The sequence below is a fragment of the Gracilimonas sp. genome, assembly GCF_014762685.1.
In the GTDB taxonomy this organism is placed as follows: domain Bacteria; phylum Bacteroidota; class Rhodothermia; order Balneolales; family Balneolaceae; genus Gracilimonas.
Map to the genome: position 1 here is coordinate 818,808 of NZ_JABURM010000005.1, position 20,470 is coordinate 839,277.

Annotated in this window: 19 protein-coding genes; 16 read left to right on the forward strand and 3 right to left on the reverse strand. The window is 40.6% G+C overall.

All coding sequences use genetic code 11. The features are described from left to right. Position 1 precedes the first annotated feature (1 nt). Both coaE and fbp read left to right on the forward strand, forming a co-directional pair. Positions 2–598 carry a dephospho-CoA kinase gene (gene coaE, locus HUJ22_RS03670; RefSeq protein ID WP_290874021.1) on the forward strand — a complete coding sequence of 199 codons (597 nt, stop codon included), beginning with the start codon at positions 2–4 and terminating at the stop codon, positions 596–598. Positions 599–681: 83 nt separating this feature from the next. Continuing rightward, positions 682–1,707: a class 1 fructose-bisphosphatase gene (gene fbp, locus HUJ22_RS03675; protein ID WP_290874024.1), complete on the forward strand. Its 1,026-nt coding sequence runs from the start codon at positions 682–684 to the stop codon at positions 1,705–1,707. Between the two features lie 4 nt (positions 1,708–1,711). On the opposite strand, the gene HUJ22_RS03680 is transcribed toward fbp, so the two are convergent. Beyond that, positions 1,712–2,197 (reverse strand): DUF192 domain-containing protein, encoded by a 486-nt coding sequence (locus tag HUJ22_RS03680; protein WP_290874027.1) that lies wholly within the window; start codon positions 2,195–2,197, stop codon positions 1,712–1,714. Positions 2,198–2,402: 205 nt separating this feature from the next. On the opposite strand from HUJ22_RS03680, the gene HUJ22_RS03685 reads away from it, so the two are divergent. The 10 genes from HUJ22_RS03685 to HUJ22_RS03730 all read left to right on the forward strand — a co-directional run bounded on the left by HUJ22_RS03685 (position 2,403) and on the right by HUJ22_RS03730 (position 14,668). Further along, positions 2,403–2,867, forward strand: coding sequence for a ribosome maturation factor (locus tag HUJ22_RS03685; RefSeq protein WP_290874030.1), 465 nt, complete (start codon positions 2,403–2,405; stop codon positions 2,865–2,867). 13 nt (positions 2,868–2,880) lie between these two features. After that, complete coding sequence (gene nusA, locus HUJ22_RS03690; RefSeq protein ID WP_290874033.1) at positions 2,881–4,137, forward strand: transcription termination factor NusA; 1,257 nt, start codon at positions 2,881–2,883, stop codon at positions 4,135–4,137. Positions 4,138–4,194: 57 nt separating this feature from the next. Beyond that, complete coding sequence (gene infB / locus HUJ22_RS03695; RefSeq protein ID WP_290874036.1) at positions 4,195–7,056, forward strand: translation initiation factor IF-2; 2,862 nt, start codon at positions 4,195–4,197, stop codon at positions 7,054–7,056. Between the two features lie 82 nt (positions 7,057–7,138). After that, positions 7,139–7,513, forward strand: coding sequence for a 30S ribosome-binding factor RbfA (gene rbfA / locus HUJ22_RS03700; protein WP_290874039.1), 375 nt, complete (start codon positions 7,139–7,141; stop codon positions 7,511–7,513). Between the two features lie 4 nt (positions 7,514–7,517). Continuing rightward, the gene (gene truB, locus HUJ22_RS03705; protein ID WP_290874042.1) at positions 7,518–8,261 is read left to right on the forward strand and encodes a tRNA pseudouridine(55) synthase TruB; all 744 of its coding nucleotides are present in this window, start codon (positions 7,518–7,520) and stop codon (positions 8,259–8,261) included. Beyond that, on the forward strand, positions 8,249–9,184 hold the full coding sequence (locus HUJ22_RS03710; RefSeq protein WP_290874045.1) for a bifunctional riboflavin kinase/FAD synthetase: 936 nt from the start codon (positions 8,249–8,251) through the stop codon (positions 9,182–9,184). The genes truB and HUJ22_RS03710 overlap by 13 nt, the downstream gene beginning before the upstream one ends. A gap of 109 nt (positions 9,185–9,293) precedes the next feature. After that, complete coding sequence (gene rpsO, locus HUJ22_RS03715) at positions 9,294–9,563, forward strand: 30S ribosomal protein S15 (RefSeq protein ID WP_290874048.1); 270 nt, start codon at positions 9,294–9,296, stop codon at positions 9,561–9,563. Between the two features lie 117 nt (positions 9,564–9,680). Further along, a complete protein-coding gene (gene pnp / locus HUJ22_RS03720) occupies positions 9,681–11,792 on the forward strand; it encodes a polyribonucleotide nucleotidyltransferase (protein ID WP_290874051.1) in 2,112 nt (703 codons plus the stop codon). Between the two features lie 81 nt (positions 11,793–11,873). After that, the gene (locus HUJ22_RS03725; protein WP_290874054.1) at positions 11,874–13,124 is read left to right on the forward strand and encodes a pitrilysin family protein; all 1,251 of its coding nucleotides are present in this window, start codon (positions 11,874–11,876) and stop codon (positions 13,122–13,124) included. Between the two features lie 50 nt (positions 13,125–13,174). Then, the gene (locus HUJ22_RS03730; protein WP_290874057.1) at positions 13,175–14,668 is read left to right on the forward strand and encodes an amino acid--tRNA ligase-related protein; all 1,494 of its coding nucleotides are present in this window, start codon (positions 13,175–13,177) and stop codon (positions 14,666–14,668) included. An 11-nt stretch (positions 14,669–14,679) separates the two neighbouring features. On the opposite strand, the gene HUJ22_RS03735 is transcribed toward HUJ22_RS03730, so the two are convergent. Next, positions 14,680–15,231 carry a polymer-forming cytoskeletal protein gene (locus tag HUJ22_RS03735; protein ID WP_290874060.1) on the reverse strand — a complete coding sequence of 184 codons (552 nt, stop codon included), beginning with the start codon at positions 15,229–15,231 and terminating at the stop codon, positions 14,680–14,682. Between the two features lie 93 nt (positions 15,232–15,324). Here HUJ22_RS03735 and holA point away from each other — a divergent pair, with 93 nt between their 5' ends. The 4 genes from holA to HUJ22_RS03755 all read left to right on the forward strand — a co-directional run bounded on the left by holA (position 15,325) and on the right by HUJ22_RS03755 (position 18,369). After that, a complete protein-coding gene (gene holA, locus HUJ22_RS03740; protein WP_290874063.1) occupies positions 15,325–16,392 on the forward strand; it encodes a DNA polymerase III subunit delta in 1,068 nt (355 codons plus the stop codon). A gap of 50 nt (positions 16,393–16,442) precedes the next feature. Then, the gene (locus tag HUJ22_RS03745; RefSeq protein ID WP_290874065.1) at positions 16,443–17,057 is read left to right on the forward strand and encodes a sigma-70 family RNA polymerase sigma factor; all 615 of its coding nucleotides are present in this window, start codon (positions 16,443–16,445) and stop codon (positions 17,055–17,057) included. Between the two features lie 43 nt (positions 17,058–17,100). Next, positions 17,101–17,346 (forward strand): hypothetical protein, encoded by a 246-nt coding sequence (locus HUJ22_RS03750; protein WP_290874068.1) that lies wholly within the window; start codon positions 17,101–17,103, stop codon positions 17,344–17,346. A 117-nt stretch (positions 17,347–17,463) separates the two neighbouring features. Then, positions 17,464–18,369 (forward strand): cation diffusion facilitator family transporter, encoded by a 906-nt coding sequence (locus HUJ22_RS03755; RefSeq protein WP_290874071.1) that lies wholly within the window; start codon positions 17,464–17,466, stop codon positions 18,367–18,369. 113 nt (positions 18,370–18,482) lie between these two features. Here HUJ22_RS03755 and HUJ22_RS03760 read toward each other — a convergent pair whose 3' ends face one another. Further along, positions 18,483–20,465, reverse strand: a complete 1,983-nt coding sequence (locus HUJ22_RS03760; protein WP_290874074.1) for a dehydrogenase E1 component subunit alpha/beta — start codon at positions 20,463–20,465, stop codon at positions 18,483–18,485. Positions 20,466–20,470: the final 5 nt, after the last annotated feature.

Sequence of the window (20,470 nt, forward strand, 5' to 3'; positions counted from 1 at the left end):
CATGATCAAGGTAGGTATAACAGGGGGAATCGGTTCCGGAAAAACCACTTTTTGTAAGGAGTGGGAAAAACTGGGCGCATTTGTGCTTTATGCAGATGATTTCGCCAAACAGTTGATGAATGAGGATAAAGAGCTAAAAAAGAAAATCATGTCTGCTTTTGGTGATAGAGCGTATGATAGAGACGGTAATATAAATCGTGATTATTTGGCTAAAGAAGCCTTTGAAAAGGGGAGGGTGCAAGAGCTTAATGATTTGGTTCATCCGGTTTTGAGGGCTCGAACCAAGGAGTTAGCTGTAAAAAAAGAAAAAGAGGGGATTGAAGTTTTTGCTAAAGAAGCAGCGGTTCTGCTTAATAATGGCCGGCCAGAAGAACTTGATTTCGTGGTTCTTCTTCTTGCTGATGAATCCCGAAGAATAGAACGAACCGTTGAAAGAGATGAGTCTTCAGAACCTTTGGTAAAAAACCGAATTTCCCGGCAACCTGACTTTAACCAACTTATTCATTTAGCCGATTTTATAGTTACAAATAATGAAAACCTGCAAAAATTAAAGCTCAAAGCTGTTGAAATATTTAAAGAGGTCAAGAAAAGTGCATAAATAAACTTTAAAAGTGTAAAGATTTTATCCGCCAAACATTTTTATATTGATAGAAAAGCGCTTCTAACAATAAAAGCATAATCATGGTGAGCAAAAGTAATTCGAGATTAGAAACTTTAGAAGAATATATTATACAATCTCAAAATAGGTTTCCCGGGGCAACAGGAGAGCTTTCTCAGTTACTCAGAGATATCGGTTTGGCAGCGAAAATTATTTCCCGTGAAGTAAATAAAGCCGGTATAACGAATATTTTAGGCGTTGATGGGTCAACAAATATCCATGGAGAAGCAGTAAAAAAACTCGATATTTTTGCCGATCAACAACTTATTTCTGCACTTGATCGTTCTTTAATTACTTGCATGGTCATATCTGAAGAGAATGATGGCATCGTAAAATTAAGCAGCAAAGGCGGGAAGTATATTGTTTACTTGGATCCTTTAGACGGTTCCTCAAATATCGATGTCAATGTTTCAATAGGGAGTATTTTTTCTGTTTATATGCGGGAAGCGCGCTTTAATTCGGTACTTAAAGAGTCTGATGCACTACAACCTGGAGTTCGTCAGGTGGCGGCCGGCTATGTACTTTATGGTTCCAGTACCATACTTGCCTACACTACAGGTTTGGGGGTTTCCGTTTTTACACTCGACCCAAGTATTGGAGAATTCATATTAAGTGACCGTGAAATTATGATGCCCGATCATGGAAGTATCTACAGCATTAATGAGGGAAGTTATAATTCCTGGGATCTGGGATTAAAGAAATATATCAAATATTGCCAGGAAGATGATCCGGAAACCGGGCGGCCCTATTCTGCAAGGTACATTGGTTCCATGGTAGCCGATATTCACAGGACTTTAATTAAGGGGGGGATATTTATTTATCCGCACAGTAAAAGGTACCCAAGCGGAAAACTACGGCTTATGTACGAGTGCAATCCCCTTAGCTTTATCATTGAACAGGCTGGGGGAATGGCAACTGACGGTCATAAACGGATTATGGAGATAGAACCTGAGGCCATTCATGAACAAACTCCAATTTACATCGGTTCAAAAGAAAATGTTCAGAAAGTGATGGATTTCCTGGAAAAGTATTCTGCAGTGGAGCAATAATTTATTAAAATCGAATCCTCATCCCTTCCTGAATGTCATGAGAGACAGCATACCCCGCATTGGTTTCAACTACATACTTAGCCGGTTCTTCGGAAAGGAGCTGTTCGCTGCTAAATGGGGTGGTATTATGATGAATACGGACAATCATGCTGTCTTTATTCACAAACATGATGTCTAAGGGGAGGGGAGTGTTGGCCATATAAAAACTTAGCTCTTCTTCTTCCGGGAATATAAAAAGCATTCCGGCATCAGCCGGCATTTCATTCACATCCATTAAACCTTGATTGCGTTCCTGTTGTTCATCAGCTACCGCAGCCCGGATAGTAGACATTTCATTTCCTTCACTATTTATGAATGTAACCTCTGTTGTTATTTCAAGCTGACGCCCTTGATTTGTTTTCTGATTATCTTTGGAATTTTTGTTGCCACATGAAAAAAGAAAACCGGTAGTAATTACCACGGCAATCAATAAGTTAATAGTAGACTTCATTGTAATTTAAATAATGGGTTGTAAGGAATATACTTGAACCGGAAATTTAGAATAAGCTCTAAATTAACTCAAAACATTTGAATCAAAAAATGAATCTGCCTTCAATCTGTTTGATTCATTGAAATTTAGACGAAATAGAGCTACCTTTGAAATGCAGTGAGCGTCGGAAGGCACTCGCTTTTTTTTGTTTCAGAATTTGGTGGAAATGCAAATAGATATCATACAAAATATTAAGGACTTAGCGGAACCTCTGGCTGAAGAGCATAATCTCTTTATTGTAGATGTGGAGCTTAAAACCGGAGGGGGACAAAACGAAGTTTGGGTTTTGCTTGATAATGAAGATGGCGGTGTAAGCATCGATCATTGTTCAGAAATCAGTAAAGAACTTGGTTTTTTGATTGAGGCCCACGAATTGTTTGATAATAAATATCGTCTGAATGTTTCATCACCGGGGCTTAGCCGTCCATTAAGTGATAAACGACAATACAAAAAAAATGAAGGTCGTGTTGCAACTGTCAAATTCAAAAATACAGCCGGTGAATATAAAAAGATTGAAGGCGTTATCACCGGTATACTGGAAGATACAGTTGCCATTACGGATGAAGAAGAAGTAGAAACTCAGATTCCCTTTGAAGCAATCGTTGAAACCAAAATCATTCCCGTAATTTAATTAAGCTAAACTGATGCAGAACGAATTATCAAAACAGATTATCTCCTCATTTGCAGAGATTGCACATGAGAAAGGCATTGATCGCGATATGCTTCTTTCTATTTTAGAAGATGTTTTTCGCACCATGATCCGTAAAAAATATGAGTCCGATGAAGCCTTTGAGGTGATCTTAAATGCAGACCGGGGAGAAATACAGATATTACATGTACAAGAAGTTGTGCCTGCGGATGAGCTTACGGATAAAGTAGCTGAGATATCGTTAGAGGATGCTCAAAAAGTAGACCCGGATATTGAACTTTATGATGAATTGGCCCAGGAAATTCAAATCACGGATTTTGGCCGGCGTGCAGTTACTATGGCTCGTCAGCAATTGGCTCAGCGTATCAGGGAAATTGAGAAGGACAATATTTACGAAGATTACACGGACAGGGTGGGTGAAATCATCCTGGGTGATGTATACCAGGTTCGTCAGAACAAAGACATCCTTGTAAATCACAACGGTGTAGAGTTACTGCTTCCAAAAAGCGAGCAAATTTATAAAGACCGTTACCGTAAAGGCGATACTATTAGAGCTGTTGTTACCGGTGTCCACATGCGGAATGGTAATCCTACTGTGATTATTTCAAGAACATCTGAGTTATTTCTGGAAAGACTCTTTGAAAATGAAATACCGGAAGTGTTTGATGGAATTATTGAATTAGTAAGAATTGCACGCTCTCCGGGCGATCGGTCCAAAGTAGCGGTTTTATCTCATGATGAAAGAGTTGATCCTGTAGGTGCTTGTGTAGGGATGAAAGGTATTCGAATTCACGCCATAGTTCGTGAACTTCAAAATGAAAATATCGATGTGATTAATTTCACGCCTGATAAAATTGAATTCATTAAACGAGCCCTGCAACCTGCCGAAGTATTAAAGGTAGAACTGGACGAAGCTTCCAGGCATGCCAATGTGTTAGTGCCGGCTGATGAGGTTTCTAAAGCCATTGGTAAAGGAGGGGTAAACATTCGTCTCGCTTCCAAACTTGCTGAAGTAGAAATTGATGTATATCGGGAAGTAGAGGAAGAAGACGATATTGATATTGATGAATTTACCGTAGATTTCGGTGAAGAAGTAATTCAAATGCTTCATGACATCGGGTGTGATACTGCTCGTGCCGTACTTGAATTGAACGCCGAAGAATTAGTTAGTAGAACGAACGAAGAAATAGATCCCGAGCTTGCAGAGAAAATTATGAGTGTAATTGCATACGAATTTGAGGACGAGGCTTAAATCGGCAATTCCACTTAAAAATTCTTAGTTTAACAAGCTCACATTCAAAACCCATTTATGACGTCTAAAAGACCCAAACCATTATTTAAAGTTGCAGCGGAATTTAATGTTGCCACACAATCCATCGTGGATACGTTAAATGACAATGGCTTCGATGCAGCCAATCGCCCTAACTTCAAAATTACGCCGGAAATGTATACGGCCCTGGATGAAGTATATGGTGAGGATAAAGCGAAAAGCGAGGATCATGAAAAAGCTCGGGAAGAGTACGAAAGTCGCCGCAGCCAAATGATGAACCAGCGAAATGATAGTGTGACTATCGAAAATGTGCTGGAGCCCATTGAAGATAGTATAGGTTTGGAGCCTGAAGATGAGACACCTGATCTTGAACCTGAGGAGGAAGAGACACAGCAAGAGTTAGAGCCGGAAGAGGAAGAAACAAAAGCCAAAGAAGAGAAAAAAGAGACAGAGGATAAAGAACCGGAACCTGAAAAAGAAGCAGAAAAGGCCGAACCGGCAGCTAAAGAAGAGAAAAAAGCAGCTGAGAAGGAAGAACCTGAAATTGAAGCTGAAACAGAACCGGAAGAAGATACTGAGGAGAAAGAGGAAGCACCGAAAGAAGAGAAGAAAGTAGCCAAGAAAGAAAAAGAAGAAGAAACTCAGGATAAAAAAGCCGATAAAGAAGAGGAGAAAGAAAAAGAAAAAACTGAGAAGAAGGAAGAGGCCAAGACTGAAGAACCGGAAGTGGAAGAAGAAGATGATGAGGAGGAAGAAGAAGTAATTCGTGGTGCAGCCGGTAAGCTTAAAGGAACTAAAGTATTAGGTAAGGCTTCCTTTACCAGCGATATTGCTGATAAGAAAAAACGTAAGACTAGAAAACGACGCAAAGATCGTAAAGGGGATGACTCTTCGGCTAAGAAAGAGTCTAAAAAAGACGATAGCAGTTCTGATGCGAAAAAGACATCCAAGAAAAAGAAAAGAAAGCGCAAAACAGAGATTGACGAGACGGATGTAGATAAGATGATGCGCGAAACCATGAAGAAGATGCAGTCTTCAAAAACCGTGGGTAGTAAACGCTCGAAACGGCGTCGTGAAAGAAAAGAAGAGCGTGAGGAAGAGCTTCAAAAGCAAGCTGAAATGGAGGAACTCGAGTCTGATATTGTTGAGACCACCGAGTTTATTACTGCAAACGAACTTGCCGACCTGCTGGATGTAGGAGTAAACGATATTATCTCCGTTTGTATGAGTATAGGATTGATGATTACCATCAATCAGCGTTTAGATGCAGGTACCATTGAGCTCGTTGCTGAGGAATACGGCAAGGAAGTGAAATTCATCGAAGCGGAGGAAATGGATGAGGAACTCACCATCCCTGAAGATGAAGAAGAAGACCTTGAAGCCCGTGCACCAATTATTACAGTAATGGGCCATGTTGACCACGGTAAAACTTCTCTGCTTGATTATATACGTGAAGAGAAAGTAGCAGCCGGTGAAGCAGGTGGTATTACTCAGCACGTTGGCGCTTACGAAGTTGTTCACAATGAGAATAAAATTACCTTTCTGGATACCCCGGGTCATGAGGCGTTTACTGCTATGCGTTCTCGTGGTGCACAGGCTACCGATATTGTAATTTTGGTAGTAGCCGCTGATGATTCTGTGATGCCTCAAACCATTGAGGCCATTAATCACGCCAAAGCAGCCGGAGTACCGTTGGTTGTTGCCATCAACAAGATGGATAAAGAGGGGGTAAATCCTGATAAAATTAAACAGCAGCTTTCTGAGCATGATGTAATTGTTGAAGAATACGGCGGTCAAGTACAGTATTCTGAAGTTTCGGCTCATACCGGGCAAGGAATTGAAGACTTACTTGAGAAAGTATTGATCGAAGCTGAATTGCTTGAATTGAAGGCAAACCCGAATCGACGCGCGGATGGTGTTGTTCTTGAAGCCAGACTGGATAAAGGAAAAGGAATTGTGGCAAATATCCTGGTTCAGGGCGGCACCCTTAAGGTGGGGGATGCATTTGTAGCCGGGCCTTGTTTTGGTCGGGTAAGAGCCATGGAGAATGAGCTTGGTAAACGTGTGAAGGAAGCAGGGCCGTCTACACCGGTTCAGCTTACAGGTTTTGATGATATGCCCCAAGCCGGTGATAAATTGATAGTAGCTGAAGATGAGAAAACGGCTAAAGAAGTAGCCAGCGAACGTATGCAAATTCGTCGCGAACAAGCCATGCGGTCAACCAAGCATATGACACTTGATGATATTTCACGTCGCTTGGCGCTTGGTGAAGTTTCAGAGCTGAATATTATTATTAAAGCTGATGTGGATGGCTCAATTGAGGCACTTTCCGGATCGCTGCAAAAATTAGGAACTGATGAAGTATCAGTAAATATAATTCATACCGGTGCAGGGGCTATTTCTGAATCAGATGTATTGCTTGCTTCAGCCTCTGATGCCATTATCATAGGATTCCAGGTTCGACCTACATCACAAGCACGTAAGCTTGCTGAAGAAGAAGAAATTGATATTCGACTCTTTAGCGTAATTTATGATGCCGTTGATGAAGTCAGAGATGCGCTCGAAGGATTGCTGTCGCCTGAGTTAAAAGAACAAATGATGGGCGTTGTTGAAGTTCGTGAAATCTTCAAAGTATCCAAAGTAGGAACCATTGCAGGTTGCTATGTAACTGAAGGCAAGGTTGAGCGAAACAATCCGATCCGCCTGGTACGTGATGGTGTTGTTATCTATGATGGAGAGATCGATGCCCTGAAACGTTTCAAAGATGATGTGAAGGAAGTTAGCTCCGGTTATGAATGTGGGATCAGTATCAAGGGTTATAACGATATCAAAGTTGGTGATCAGATCGAGAGTTACAAGATCACAGAGCAGAAGCGTACCCTTGAAGATTCAGCCGGATAGATCATTGAGCTGTGATTTAAATATTGCAGCTTAAATTTCTTCCCTCAGAACTAAAGTTTTAAATTAATTCTTACCTACTATCATGGGTTTCAGACCTGAAAGATTAGCAGCAGTAATTAAACGCGACCTTGGTGAGATCATTCAGCAGTCTTATCAGCCAAGCGGTACTTTTGTTACCGTTACCAATGTGATAATGACAGATGATCTATCTATTGCCAAAGTATATTTGAGCGTTTTTTCTCCCGGCAGAGATGATAAACCCGTATATGAATTTATTGACGATCACATTAATGAAATCAGGTACGAATTAGCTTCCAAGATCAAAAATCAGGTTCGCAAGATCCCTGAACTTCATTTCTACGAAGATGACACGGCCGAATATGTGAATAAAATGGAGCAGCTTTTAAAGAAAGTTGATATTCCTGAAGAAGATCCAGATTCACCCGGTGAAGATTAATTAAATGGCCCGAGCTCTTCCTTTGGATGAAATCCCGGTATATGGTAAATCCAATTTGCCAACCAAGGAAACTGATCTTACCAAAGGTGGAATTTTCTTAATTAATAAGCCTCTTGAGTGGTCCAGTTTTGATGTCGTAAAATTTCTTCGCAAGAGAATACGAGTAAAGAAAGTAGGCCACGCAGGAACGCTTGATCCTTTGGCAACAGGAATGCTTATTCTTTGCTGCGGTAAAGCCACTAAGTCTATTTCCCTTATTCAGGATTTACCGAAAGTTTATACCGGGGAAGTCACATTTGGAGCTGCTACTTCTACTTATGATTCAGAAGGAGAAATAACCGAAGAAGCCGAGTGGAACCATATCACAAAAGAGAAAATATTATCTGTTCTGGAGTCTGAATATTCCGGTACGGTTGAACAAATTCCTCCTATGTATTCTGCTTTAAAATACGGCGGGAAGAAATTATATGAGCTTGCCCGAAAAGGGGAAGAAGTAGTCAGGCTTCCACGGCAGGTAACTTTTTTTGAACATGAAATTCTTGATTTCACTCCTCCTAAACTCACCATTCGGATTAAATGCAGCAAAGGAACATACATTCGTTCGCTTGCAAGAGATTTAGGGGAATCCTTACATTCAAAGGCTTATTTAAGTGGCCTGGAGCGAACGGCTATTGGGCATTTTACATTAGATGAAGCTTTAACACCACATGAAATGGGAGATCGGTTAAAAGAAATATGGCAGAATTAATTGAACTCAAAGACATAACACATCAACCAAATTCCGTGGTTACTGTAGGCACTTTTGACGGAGTACACCAGGGGCACAGGGCATTAATGGATGCAGTGGTAAGTAAAGCCAAAATTCGTAATGCAAGAAGCGTTGTTGTTACCTTTGATCCACACCCCAGAGAAATTATTAACCCCGGAAAAGGGGGGATTAAACTCCTTACTACGCTTAAGGAAAGGTGTGAAATATTGGAAGATTTAGGCGTAGATGTACTGCTTGTGATTCCATTTGACCGTGATTTCTCTCTGCTTACTTCCGAAGAATTCGTTCGTAAGATCATCCATAAAAAGATAGGGGTCTCGGAGTTTGTAATTGGATATGATCATCATTTTGGTCGCGATAGAGAAGGCACTATTGACACAATCAGAAACCTGGGAGAGGAACTTGGGTTTGATTCTTATGTGGTTTCAAAGCAAGAAATGGGGGATGTAACCATTAGCAGTACGGTGATTCGGAAAACCTTATCTGAATCAGGCGATGTGAAAAAAGCGGCAGAATATTTAAATCGAAATTACCTGTTAAACGGGATCGTGTTGCACGGTGATGAACGGGGCAGAACTATTGGTTATCCAACAGCCAATCTAAAGCCTGAACATGAGAATAAAGTGATTCCCAAGAATGGAGTGTATGCGGTAAAAGTACGTGTTGCCGGTAATTGGTATGGGGCAATGATGAACATTGGTGTTCGACCAACTTTTGGGGAAGATGAGAGAACATTGGAAGTACATATTTTTGATTTTAACAAAGAAGTCTACGGTCAAACAATTCAGGTACGTTTCATCGACAGAATCAGGGATGAACAGAAATTTAAAGGTATCAATGAGCTGAAAGCTCAATTAGATTCAGATAAAGAAACGAGTTTGAAAATTTTAGCAACAAATTAACAGAGAATTACCACTAAATTCTGGTTACTTGGCATTGTCCATTACACTAAAAACCCCTATCTTTGAAGACTATAAATCGATTTATATAAGTTATAATTAAACCATTGCAATGAGCATAACCGCAGAAGACAAAAAAGAAATCTTTAAAAAGTTTGGAAAAAGTGAAACCGATACGGGTTCCACTGAAGGTCAAATTGCCCTTCTAACCAAAAGAATTAATGACCTGACTGAGCATCTGAAAGACAATAAATTAGATCACGCATCACGTCGTGGATTGTTAAAAATGGTTGGTAAAAGAAGAAGGTTGTTAAATTACCTCATGAAAAACGATATCGAGAAATACAGAGAACTGATCAAAGAGCTCGGTATCCGTAAGTAATTATATTTTTTAAAAGGCTCCTATTCGTTGGAGCCTTTTTTAATTTATCCTGTCGCTATTACATCTTATCTGTTGTTGGCAGGATTTGCAAATCAATAAAGAAGACAAAGAAAACAAATGAAAGAACAAATAAGAAGTGTAGAATTTGCACCGGGTAAGGTGCTATCAATAGAAACAGGCCGGATTGCTAAGCAAGCCGATGGCGCTGTAGTGGTTCGTATGGGTGATACCCAGGTATTGTGTACTGCTGTGAGTGCAAAAGAACCAAAACCGGGACAAGGATTTTTCCCTTTAGTAGTTGATCACAGAGAAAGTTTTTCAGCCGGCGGGCGATTTCCCGGTGGATTTATGAAACGCGAAGGACGTCCTTCAGAAAAAGAAGTATTAGCCAGTCGTTTAATTGATCGCAGTTTGCGTCCTTTATTTCCAAAAGGTTATTTATGTGAAACCCAAATCATCTCAAGCGTGCTTTCTTCGGACGGAGAGAACGACGGTGATGTATTAGGTGGATTTGGTGCATCAGCAGCCCTGCATATCTCTGATGTTCCGTTTGACGGGCCAATGGCAGAAGTTAGAGTTGGACGCATTGATGGCGAATATATCATCAATCCCACACTTTCAGAACTTGAAGAAAGTGATATTGATATGATTGTGGGCGGTACTGCCGACAGTGTGTTGATGATGGAAGGTGAAATGGATGAGATCTCTGAAGAAGAGATGTTGGGTGCCATTAAAGCAGCTCATGCTTCTATTATCACCCTTTGTGAATTTCAGGAAGAACTGAGAGAAGAATACGGTAAGCCAAAGCGTGAGTTTGTACCTGAAGGCTATCCTGAAGAGATCGAAAACAAAGTTCGTGAATTAGCTACTGACAAGATCAAAGAAGTAGTGAATTTCGGACTTGGAAAAGAAGAATACAGCGCAAAACTAAAAGAAGCTAAAGACTCTGTAGTTGCTGAGCTTGAAGAAGAGTACGAAGAGGAAATTGATATTGTAAAAGATATCCTCGGAGATATTGAGAAGGAAGAACTTCGCAATATGATCCTTGAGCAAAAACGTCGTATTGACGGTCGTTCTCCCGAAGACGTTCGCGATATCTGGACTCAAGTTGGATATCTTGCAAGAACTCATGGTTCTGCAATCTTTACCCGTGGCGAAACTCAGGCGCTTGTTTCTGTAACGCTCGGTACCAAAAAAGATGCTCAAGGCGTTGATACGCTTTTTGATGAAGAAGACAAAAAATTCTACCTGCATTACAACTTCCCTCCATATTCGGTAGGGGAAGCCGGATTTTTAAGAGGCCCGGGCCGGCGTGAAATTGGTCACGGCCACCTTGCCGAACGTGCCCTTAAAATGATGATGCCTTCATTTGATGACTTTGGATATGTGATCAGAATTATCTCCGATATTACAGAATCTAACGGTTCCTCTTCCATGGCCTCCGTTTGCGGTGGTTCTATGGCATTGATGAGTGCCGGAGTTCCGCTCAAAAAACCGGTTGCAGGTATCGCAATGGGTATGATTGTTGGCGAGAACAACTCAGTTGTACTTTCTGATATCCGCGGTGAAGAAGATTTCATGGGCGACATGGACTTCAAAACAGCTGGTACCTCTGATGGTATTACAGCTTGCCAAATGGATATGAAAGTGAAAGGCATTTCATTTGATGTAATGGAAGAAGCCCTAAAACAAGCGCATACAGGGCGTTTACATATTCTTGGAAAAATGGCTGAAACCATTTCAACCCCAAGTGAAACCCTTTCTGAATATGCTCCGCAATTTATCAATATGACCATTGACGGTGATATGATCGGTGCGGTTATCGGTCCTGGCGGTAAAGTAATTCAGACACTTCAAAAAGAAACAGATACTGAAATCTGGATTGAAGAAGATGAAAGTGGAAAAGGTAAAATCACAATTTCTGCCGACAGTCTCGACAAAGCTGAAGATGCACAAAATCGTATTAAAGCGATTACCGGGCAACTGGAAGAAGGAGCGATTTACAAAGGAGAAGTCAAATCAATTAAAGATTTCGGTGCCTTTGTGGAGATAGCACCCGGCCGTGACGGCTTGCTGCATATTTCTGAAATTGATCACTCTCATGTTAAGAATGTGAATGATTATATGAGTGTGGGTGATGAAATCGAAGTTAAGCTCCTCAAAATTGAGCCGGGCAATAAACTTAGACTTTCAAGAAAAGTATTGTTGGAAAAAGACGAAGAAGAGTAAATCTTTGGTAACCAACTTCATTATAATTTGCTCTGCACATATTAAGAAATGTGCAGAGCTTTTTTGTTTAAACACAGTATCATGGAAAATGTGAAAGAGATTGATTTTGTAACCAAAAGCACCCTTTCTAATGGAATGCGGATTGTTACGGAGCGTATTGAAAGTGTAAAAAGTATTTCTGTTGGGATTTGGGTGAAAACCGGTGGACGGCACGAGACAGCAAAACAGGCCGGAATTACACATTTTTTAGAACACATGCTTTTCAAGGGAACGGAGAAAAGATCTTCTTTTGATATTGCCCTGAGTATGGAAGCCGTGGGGGGATATCTAAATGCTTTTACTTCATCAGAGTATACATGCTATTACTCGCGTTGCCTTAGTACTCAGCTTGAGCGTGCTCTTGATGTGCTTTCTGATATGGTACTTAACCCTTCATTTCCGGAAGAAGAGGTGGAGAAGGAGAAGAGAGTCGTTATTGAAGAGATGAAAATGTACCGCGACTCTCCGGATGACTATTTGTTTGAAGAATTTAACAGCAAGATTTTCGAGGGACATGAATTGGGACGTCCTGTTCTCGGTTTTGAAGAAACCGTTTCTGATTTTTCCAGACAAGATCTTTATGATTATATGCATGATCGATACTATCCGGCTAATTTATTAGTGTCGGTTGCAGGAAATGTGAAGCATGAGAAAGTAGTAAAACTAGTTTCTGAGTATTTTGAAGCTTTAGATGCTAAAAACCATGAAGAAAAAGAGCAGCCAATCCCTGCATTTAATAAAGAAAATATTAGGCTTACAAAATCTATTGAGCAAACCCATTATATCTATGGGCGGAGGGGGTTAAATTTTGACCATGATGACAAGTACCTTTTATTATTAGCTAATACCATCTTAGGTGGAGGCATGAGTTCTCGCTTACATCAAAATATTCGTGAGAAATATGGTTACTGCTATTCTGTCCAAACCTTTAACCAATCTTACACTGATACCGGGCTTTGGGGAATTTATGTAGGCACAGACAAAGAATATGTTGATCATGTGCGAAAATTGATTCTTAAAGAACTTCGGAAAATGCAGGATGATCCGGTCCCTGAAAAAGAACTGGCTGAGGCAAAATCCCAACTCAAAGGAAAATTGTTATTGTCTCAGGAAAGTACCAGTAATCGCATGACTCGGCTTGCAAAAAGTGAATTATATTTCGGTCGTTTCGTAACTTTAGATGAATTGGTAGAGAACATCGATTCCGTTACATCCGGGCAAATTCAGGGATTTGTAAATGACTTCTTTGATGAAGAACAATTTATGGAAGCCATCCTTCTTCCTGAATCATAATCCACTATTTGACCATTTAACATTAAGCATTAAATCATTTAAAATTAGCAATGACCTACATCAGTAAACTCTCAAAACATGTTGATAAAGAAGTAACTTTAAAAGGTTGGGTGTATAATTTCCGAAGCAGCGGAAGCTTGGTTTTTGTTGAAATGAGAGACGGATCCGGTCTTACTCAGTGTGTGATTGCAAAAGATGATGTTTCTGAACATGCATGGGAAGCTGCAACTTCGCTCAAACAAGAAAGTTCTTTGGAAGTTACCGGTACGGTTAAAGCAGATGACCGAAGCATTGGCGGACATGAAATCCACGTAACGGATGTAAAAGTCATTCAGATCGCTGAGAATTATCCCATCACCCCTAAAGAACACGGAGTAGAGTTTTTGATGAATAACCGCCACCTATGGTTGCGCAGCCAAAAGCAGTGGGCGGCAATGCGGGTTAGGAATGAAATCATTTTTGCCATTCATACTTTTTTCCAGGGACGGGATTTCGTGCAAATGGATTCTCCAATTTTTACAGGTAATGCTGCGGAAGGAAGCACCACGCTTTTCGAAACGGATTATTTTGAAGAAAAAGCATATTTAGCCCAAACCGGCCAGCTATACGGTGAAGCTATGGCAATGGCCCATGGATTGATTTACACTTTTGGCCCAACCTTTCGCGCTGAAAAATCCAAAACACGCCGTCACCTAACTGAGTTCTGGATGATTGAGCCGGAAATGGCATACTATGATCTGGAAATGAATATGGACTTGGCTGAAGACATGATAAAGTCAATTGTATCTGCCGTATTGGAGAATCGAAAAGAAGAGCTGGAAATTTTGGAACGGGATATGTCTGCACTTGAAAAAACTGCCAATGAACCATTTGTAAGAACAACTTACACAGAAGCAGTAGATGTTTTGAAAAGTGATGAGACAGCTGACATGCTGGATGAAATGGCAGAATCACGACGCCAGGAACAGGTGGATCTGGAAAAGGAATGGCAAGAGATTAAGAAAGAACACGGATCCGCTAAAAAATGGCGAAAGTCTCAAATTGACCAGCGTATAAAAGAAATTTCAGCTCGAATAGATCAAATTGAAGAAGACTTGCGCAATATTCCTAGTTGGAAAGAATCTGCCCGGAGCTTTGAGTGGGGTAATGATTTTGGCGGAAGTGATGAAACAGTGTTGATGATGCAATACGATGTTCCAATGATAGTGACTCACTGGCCGGCGGAAATCAAAGCTTTTTATATGAAGCGGGATGAAACCAATAAATTGGCATTGGGGATGGATATTCTTGCTCCTGAAGGCTATGGTGAAATAGTAGGAGGAAGCCAACGCGAAGATGATCTTAAGCTAATGGAAGAGCGTATTAAGGAAGAGGGGCTGGATAAGGAAGTTTTTGAGTGGTACCTGGATTTACGCCGTTACGGGACCGTACCTCATTCAGGATACGGACTTGGATTAGAACGAACGGTTGCATGGCTTTGTGGGCTTTCTCATGTCCGTGAAACGATTCCATTCCCACGAATGATGGGAAGGCTGAAGCCTTAGCTTAGAGCTTTTTATACAGAAAGCTTAGTTGATGAGCCGGAATTTTTGCTGCCTGATTTTTTTTCAGAATCAGAGTTGTCATCGGTATCATCCTTTTCTTTCTTTGTTTCATTTTTGGATGATTGTGAGGCTGAAACAGAATTGGAACTCATGGAATCAGATGACTTTTGAGTATTTCTTTTCTCAACTTCTATATCCGGCCCAACTTGCAAAGATCCTTTTATTTGGGCACCATCTTCAATAGTTATCTTTTTTGTAAATATTTCCCCATCTATAATGGCGGTTGGGCGTAGTGTTAATTTTTCTGAAGTTCGAACATCACCGGTCATTTTACCGGCTATATCAGCAGAAGGGGAATGAATGGTTCCTTTCACAACCCCGGAATCCGTCAATATTACTTTCTGTTTGGCTCTAATGTCGCCTTCAACAGTACCTGCTATTCGCAGATCATCACTGCATTTTATGTCGCCGGTGATTTCAGTTGGTTTTGTAATATAGGTAATGGCAGGAGATTGGGGACTTTGGTCGTTTTTCACTGTATTTGATTTTGGCTTTAGTCTCATATTAAAGTGTTACTTTTCTTGAAATGTTATGTTCCCTAAAATCTCAAAAGATTATCATTTCATTCAAGGTCACTTTCCTTATCTTTGCCAGCAATGGCACGAAAACAAAATAGCAATCAGATTTATCAGCAGGTGAAAGGGGAGCTGAGTTCCGGCAATCTGAAACCGATCTATTATTTATATGGTGAGGAAGAATTCTATCTTGACCAATTGTTAGAGCAGTTTTCGAAGATTATACCGCCGGAACAAAAAGACTTTAACTTTGATTTGTTGTATGGACAAGAAGTAACCCCTGTTCAGGTTTTATCTATTGCTCAAAGCTTTCCGATGATGGCCGAAAAACGAGTGCTTATCATCCGTAATTTTTTACAGTTAAGTAAAGGGGGCAGTGAAGATGGTTCACCCAGTGGTCATATCAACGACTTTATTTCCTATATAGAGAACCCCAATCCAAATACATTGCTGGTGATGTTTGATACCAAAAAACCGGCCGGCAATACCAACATTGGTAAAGCTATTAAGAAAAGTAAAAATGTTGGTTTTCACGAGTTTGAGCGGATGGCTGACTATTTAATCCCGGATTGGGTAATTGATTGGGTAAAAAGTCATCACTCTAAAAGCATAGAACCTGCAGCAGCCCAACTGTTAGCTCAATTTGTGGGTAATAACCTCCAGTTACTGTCCACAGAAATAGATAAAGTGTGCACTTTTGTGGACACTTTTGATACCATATCGGAAGCTGATGTAAAAAAAATAATCGGCTCATATCGGGAATTTACGGCCATAGAGCTTAAAGAAGCCATTGTTAAGAGAAATCTGGAACAATCACTATACATTTCGGAACAGATGTTGCAACACACTAAATCAGACACGGGAGAATTGATTCGTCTCGTGGGGTTCTTTAACAGTGTGTTCGTAAATATCTGGCAAATTTTGAGGTACTCTGAAAAAGGGTTTGCTAAAAATAAAATTCAGAGTGAGTTAGGCATCGGCAGCAGCTGGTACTTTAACAAGCTTTGGGATGACGCCTCAAACTTTCATTACAGCGAAATGCCCCGGATATTTGAAGCTCTCTTGGATGCAGATCGCTCCATTAAAGGCTTCAGCACATTAGACTCCACATCGATTTTATTCTTCCTGGTTAAGCGAATCATCGGATAGTATCGATTCGCGATTAAGTAAGAATCGAAACTAAATTGTGGAGTTTAAATATGAAAGCGTTTCAAGCGACATACGTAAAGAAGTATGATGATGAAGATTTAATGGAATATTTCCAAAACGGTCAGGAGTTGGCTTTCAATGAATTAGTTTATCGGTACCAAGATCGCCTTCATAACTTCTTATATCGCTATACACACAATCATCAGGATTGTGAAGATTTGGTACAAGAAACCTTTCTCAGAGTTCATAAAAGTAAACATTCTTATGAGCGCATTGCTAAATTTTCGACATGGATGTATACCATTGCGCTGAACCTTGCCAAGAGCTTATACAAAAAGAAACAGCGAATGTATAAAGTGTCGATTCACAAAGATGAGTCCGATCCTGATGACAGGGAACTTCTTCTGGAGGATGCTAATATTCTTCAGGATGATGCTCTTCATGAAAAACTATGTATGGAGCAGCTTGAAAAAGCACTAATGGAATTACCGGAAGATTTCCGTGAGGTGATTATACTCCGCGATCTGCAGCAACTTTCCTATGAAGAAATATCTGAAATTACCAGCATTCCGATGGGAACTGTGAAGTCAAGAATTAATCGTGGCAGAGCACAAGTACAAGCGCTAATAGAAGATTATGCACAATTGGGAACAAATGCGGCCTGATTAAATTAAAGGGGAGTGAAAGACAATTTAGCAAACTCCCCTTATGGAAAATTTTTTAGACAAAGAATACCACCCTGTAATCGAGGAATTCATTATCGATTATGTTGATGATGAAATGGGCTCGGTTGAGAGAGAGACATTTGAAGAAGTGCTTTTGCATGATGACGAGCTACGTGAATTGGCATTTTCTGCCAAAGGAGGTAAAAAATTATTACAGGAATTACAAGAGTTTAAGGCTCGGGAAGGGTTTTTGAAACGCTTGATGGCAAGTATTCCTGAAAGTGATTAGTAAAAAGTACACCATAGTTGATTATAGACTACCTTGGTATATTTTTTTAAGAAAGCATATGCATATTACTTGAGAATAACTTTTCTTTGACGTAATCAATTCATACAATATTCTACATTGGCTTCCGGATCAAAGAAAGTAATTTACGCTGCCCTAATTGGAAATTCGCTCATTTCTGTTACTAAGTTTATAGCTGCATCGATTAGTGGAAGTTCGGCGATGATGTCAGAGGGTATCCATTCCGTAGTTGATACCGGTAATCAGCTTTTGTTACTCTTGGGACTTAAAAAAGCCCAAAAACCTGCTGATACACAATTCCCGTTTGGACATGGCAAAGAAGTTTATTTCTGGAGTTTTGCGGTAGCTATTATAATTTTTGGGGTAGGAGCCGGTATTTCTATATACGAAGGTATTCACAGCCTTCAGGATCCTCATGAAATATCAAACCCGATGATCAATTACATTGTGCTGGGTCTGGCTATGATCTTCGAAAGTTTTGCCTGGTACTTTGCCTGGAAAGAATTTAAACGCACTAAAGGAAGTCAAAGCTATTATAAAGCGGTTCGGCGGCAAAAAGACCCGATTACATTTGTAGTTTTGTTTGAAGACTCAGCTGCTATGTTAGGCCTGATTGTGGCTTTTTTGGGCGTTTACTTATCTCAGGTTACCGGGTTACTTATTTTTGATGGGATAGCTTCCATCACCATTGGGATAGTTCTGGGTGGTACTGCAATTTGGTTGGCACATGAAACCAAAGGATTATTGATTGGGGAAAGCGCCGATCTTGAAATAGTAGATGGAATCAAGAGCATGACTGATAATGTTAACTCTATTCAGACAGTTAATGAAGTACTCACCTTGCATATGGGGCCGGAGTATATCCTGGTCACAATTAATGCTGATTTTCATTCGATTATAAATTCGGACAAAATAGAATCTGATACAGCAACATTATCCGCAAAAATTAAAGAAGCCTATCCTAGAGTGAAGCGCGTATTTATTGAAGCGGAGGCATCAGATTAGATAAGATATAATTTCTTACTTATTAGAGCAGTAAATCATCGGGGCGCCACGAGGGAAATAAAAATTCTCAATCAGAAAAAACCTCTCCAAAAATCCTTTTAATACTGAAGCAGTCAGTATTCCAACAATTTGGATAGTTTTTCTTTAAATTTTGAATTAGCGATAAAACCATCTTCCAGGTTTTTGTCATGGGGGATGGGGGTATCCAAAGAAGCACAGCGGATTACAGGTGCATCTAACCATTCAAAACATTCTTCGGTAATGATGGCGGATATCTCACTTAGCGGCCCCAAGGTTAGAGACGGCTCTTGTAAAAGCAGTACTTTTCCTGTTTTCTGGACGGTAGTTTTAATGGCGTCTTTATCCAAAGGAAGGAGAGTTCTTAAATCGAGGACTTCCAGAGAAATTCCTTTTTGACTGTACTCATCAACTATGTTGAGTGCCCATTGTACGCCCATTCCATAAGTAATAATAGAGGCATCGGTTCCTTCATGCCGGACTTTAGCTTTCCCTAGTGGTTCATATGTTGCTTTGTCGGGAGTTACTTCGCGGAGGCTTCGATAGAGTTTTTTGTGTTCAAAAAATAGCACGGGATTGGGATCATAAAGCGAACTGTACAATAGGTTTTGAGCGTCTTCCACAGTTCCGGGAACGACGACTTTAAGTCCGGGGATCTGCATAAACCAGCCTTCTACTGACTGGGAGTGGTAAGGACCTGCTCCAACTCCACCGCCATGCGGGGCACGTATAGTAATGTTTAATGGGGGTGACCAACGGTAATGAGTTTTGGCAATATTATTCACAATCTGGTTAAAGCCACAGGAAATGAAATCAGCAAACTGCATTTCTACTACGGGTTTGAACCCTTCCAAAGCCAGTCCCATGGCTGCTCCCAGTACTCCGGATTCGATGATGGGAGTATTGCGGATGCGTTCTTTGCCAAACTGTTCCAAAAATCCTTCCGTAATTTTAAAAACCCCGCCATATTCAGCGATATCCTGTCCCATAATCAGAAATAACTCATCTTCTTCAAAAGCCTGTCGTAGGGTAGATTGTATCACATCCACAAAACGACGCTCGTAGGTCACTCCGTCAGCATGTGTGGGGACCTGGGGTTCTTCTTGCGCATACACTGCCTTCAATTCGGCCTCTTCGTCAAAAACAGGATCGGCAGTTTCAAGAGCTTTATTCAATTCTGCTTTAAATGATTGATCAATCTCTTTGGTAATATTTTTGAATTCCTTTTCGCCGGCGATTCCCTCTGATTCCAAAAATTGTTCGAATCTCAGAATTGGATCTTTTTCAGCCCAGTCTTCAAACAAAACATCAGGTACGTAGTGAGTTCCGGATGCCTCCTCATGCCCACGCATACGAAACGTTTTTGCTTCAATAAGAACCGGTTCTCCTTTTAAGGCAAGCTTTCGCGCCTTTTCTACCGTCTCCATCACTTCAAAGATATTATTGCCATCGATATTGAAGCCATGCATTCCGTAGCCTTTGGCCCGATCGGATAAATTTTCGCAAACAAATTGTTCAGAAGTAGGAGTGGACAGTCCATATCCATTATTTTCAATTACAAAAACAACCGGTAATTGCCATACAGCGGCCAGATTCAATGCTTCATGAAAATCACCTTCACTGGTAGCTCCGTCACCGCAAAATGAAAAGGCAACAGCGTCTTCCTTCTTAAGTTTTTTAGCGAGGGCGAGTCCGTCGGCGACAGGCATCATGGCAGCAAGGTGCGAAATCATACCAACGATATTATGCTCTAAACTTCCGAAATGAAAAGAGCGATCCCGCCCCCCGGTAAAGCCATCAGCTTTTCCAAAAAGCTGACAAAATAAAGGGTAGAGGGGGACTTCACGCGCGGTAAATACTCCAAGATTCCTGTGCATGGGTAAAATATAGTCTTCCGATTTTGCAGATAATGCAACTCCAACTCCTACCGCTTCTTGGCCAATACCTGAAAACCATTTACTGATTTTATTCTGGCGTAATAATTTGAGCATGCGTTCTTCAATACGTCGAGGGAGAAGTAAGCTTTTATAGATATGAAGAGCTTGCTCAGCAGATATTTTTTTCTTGGTGATTGCCACGCAGT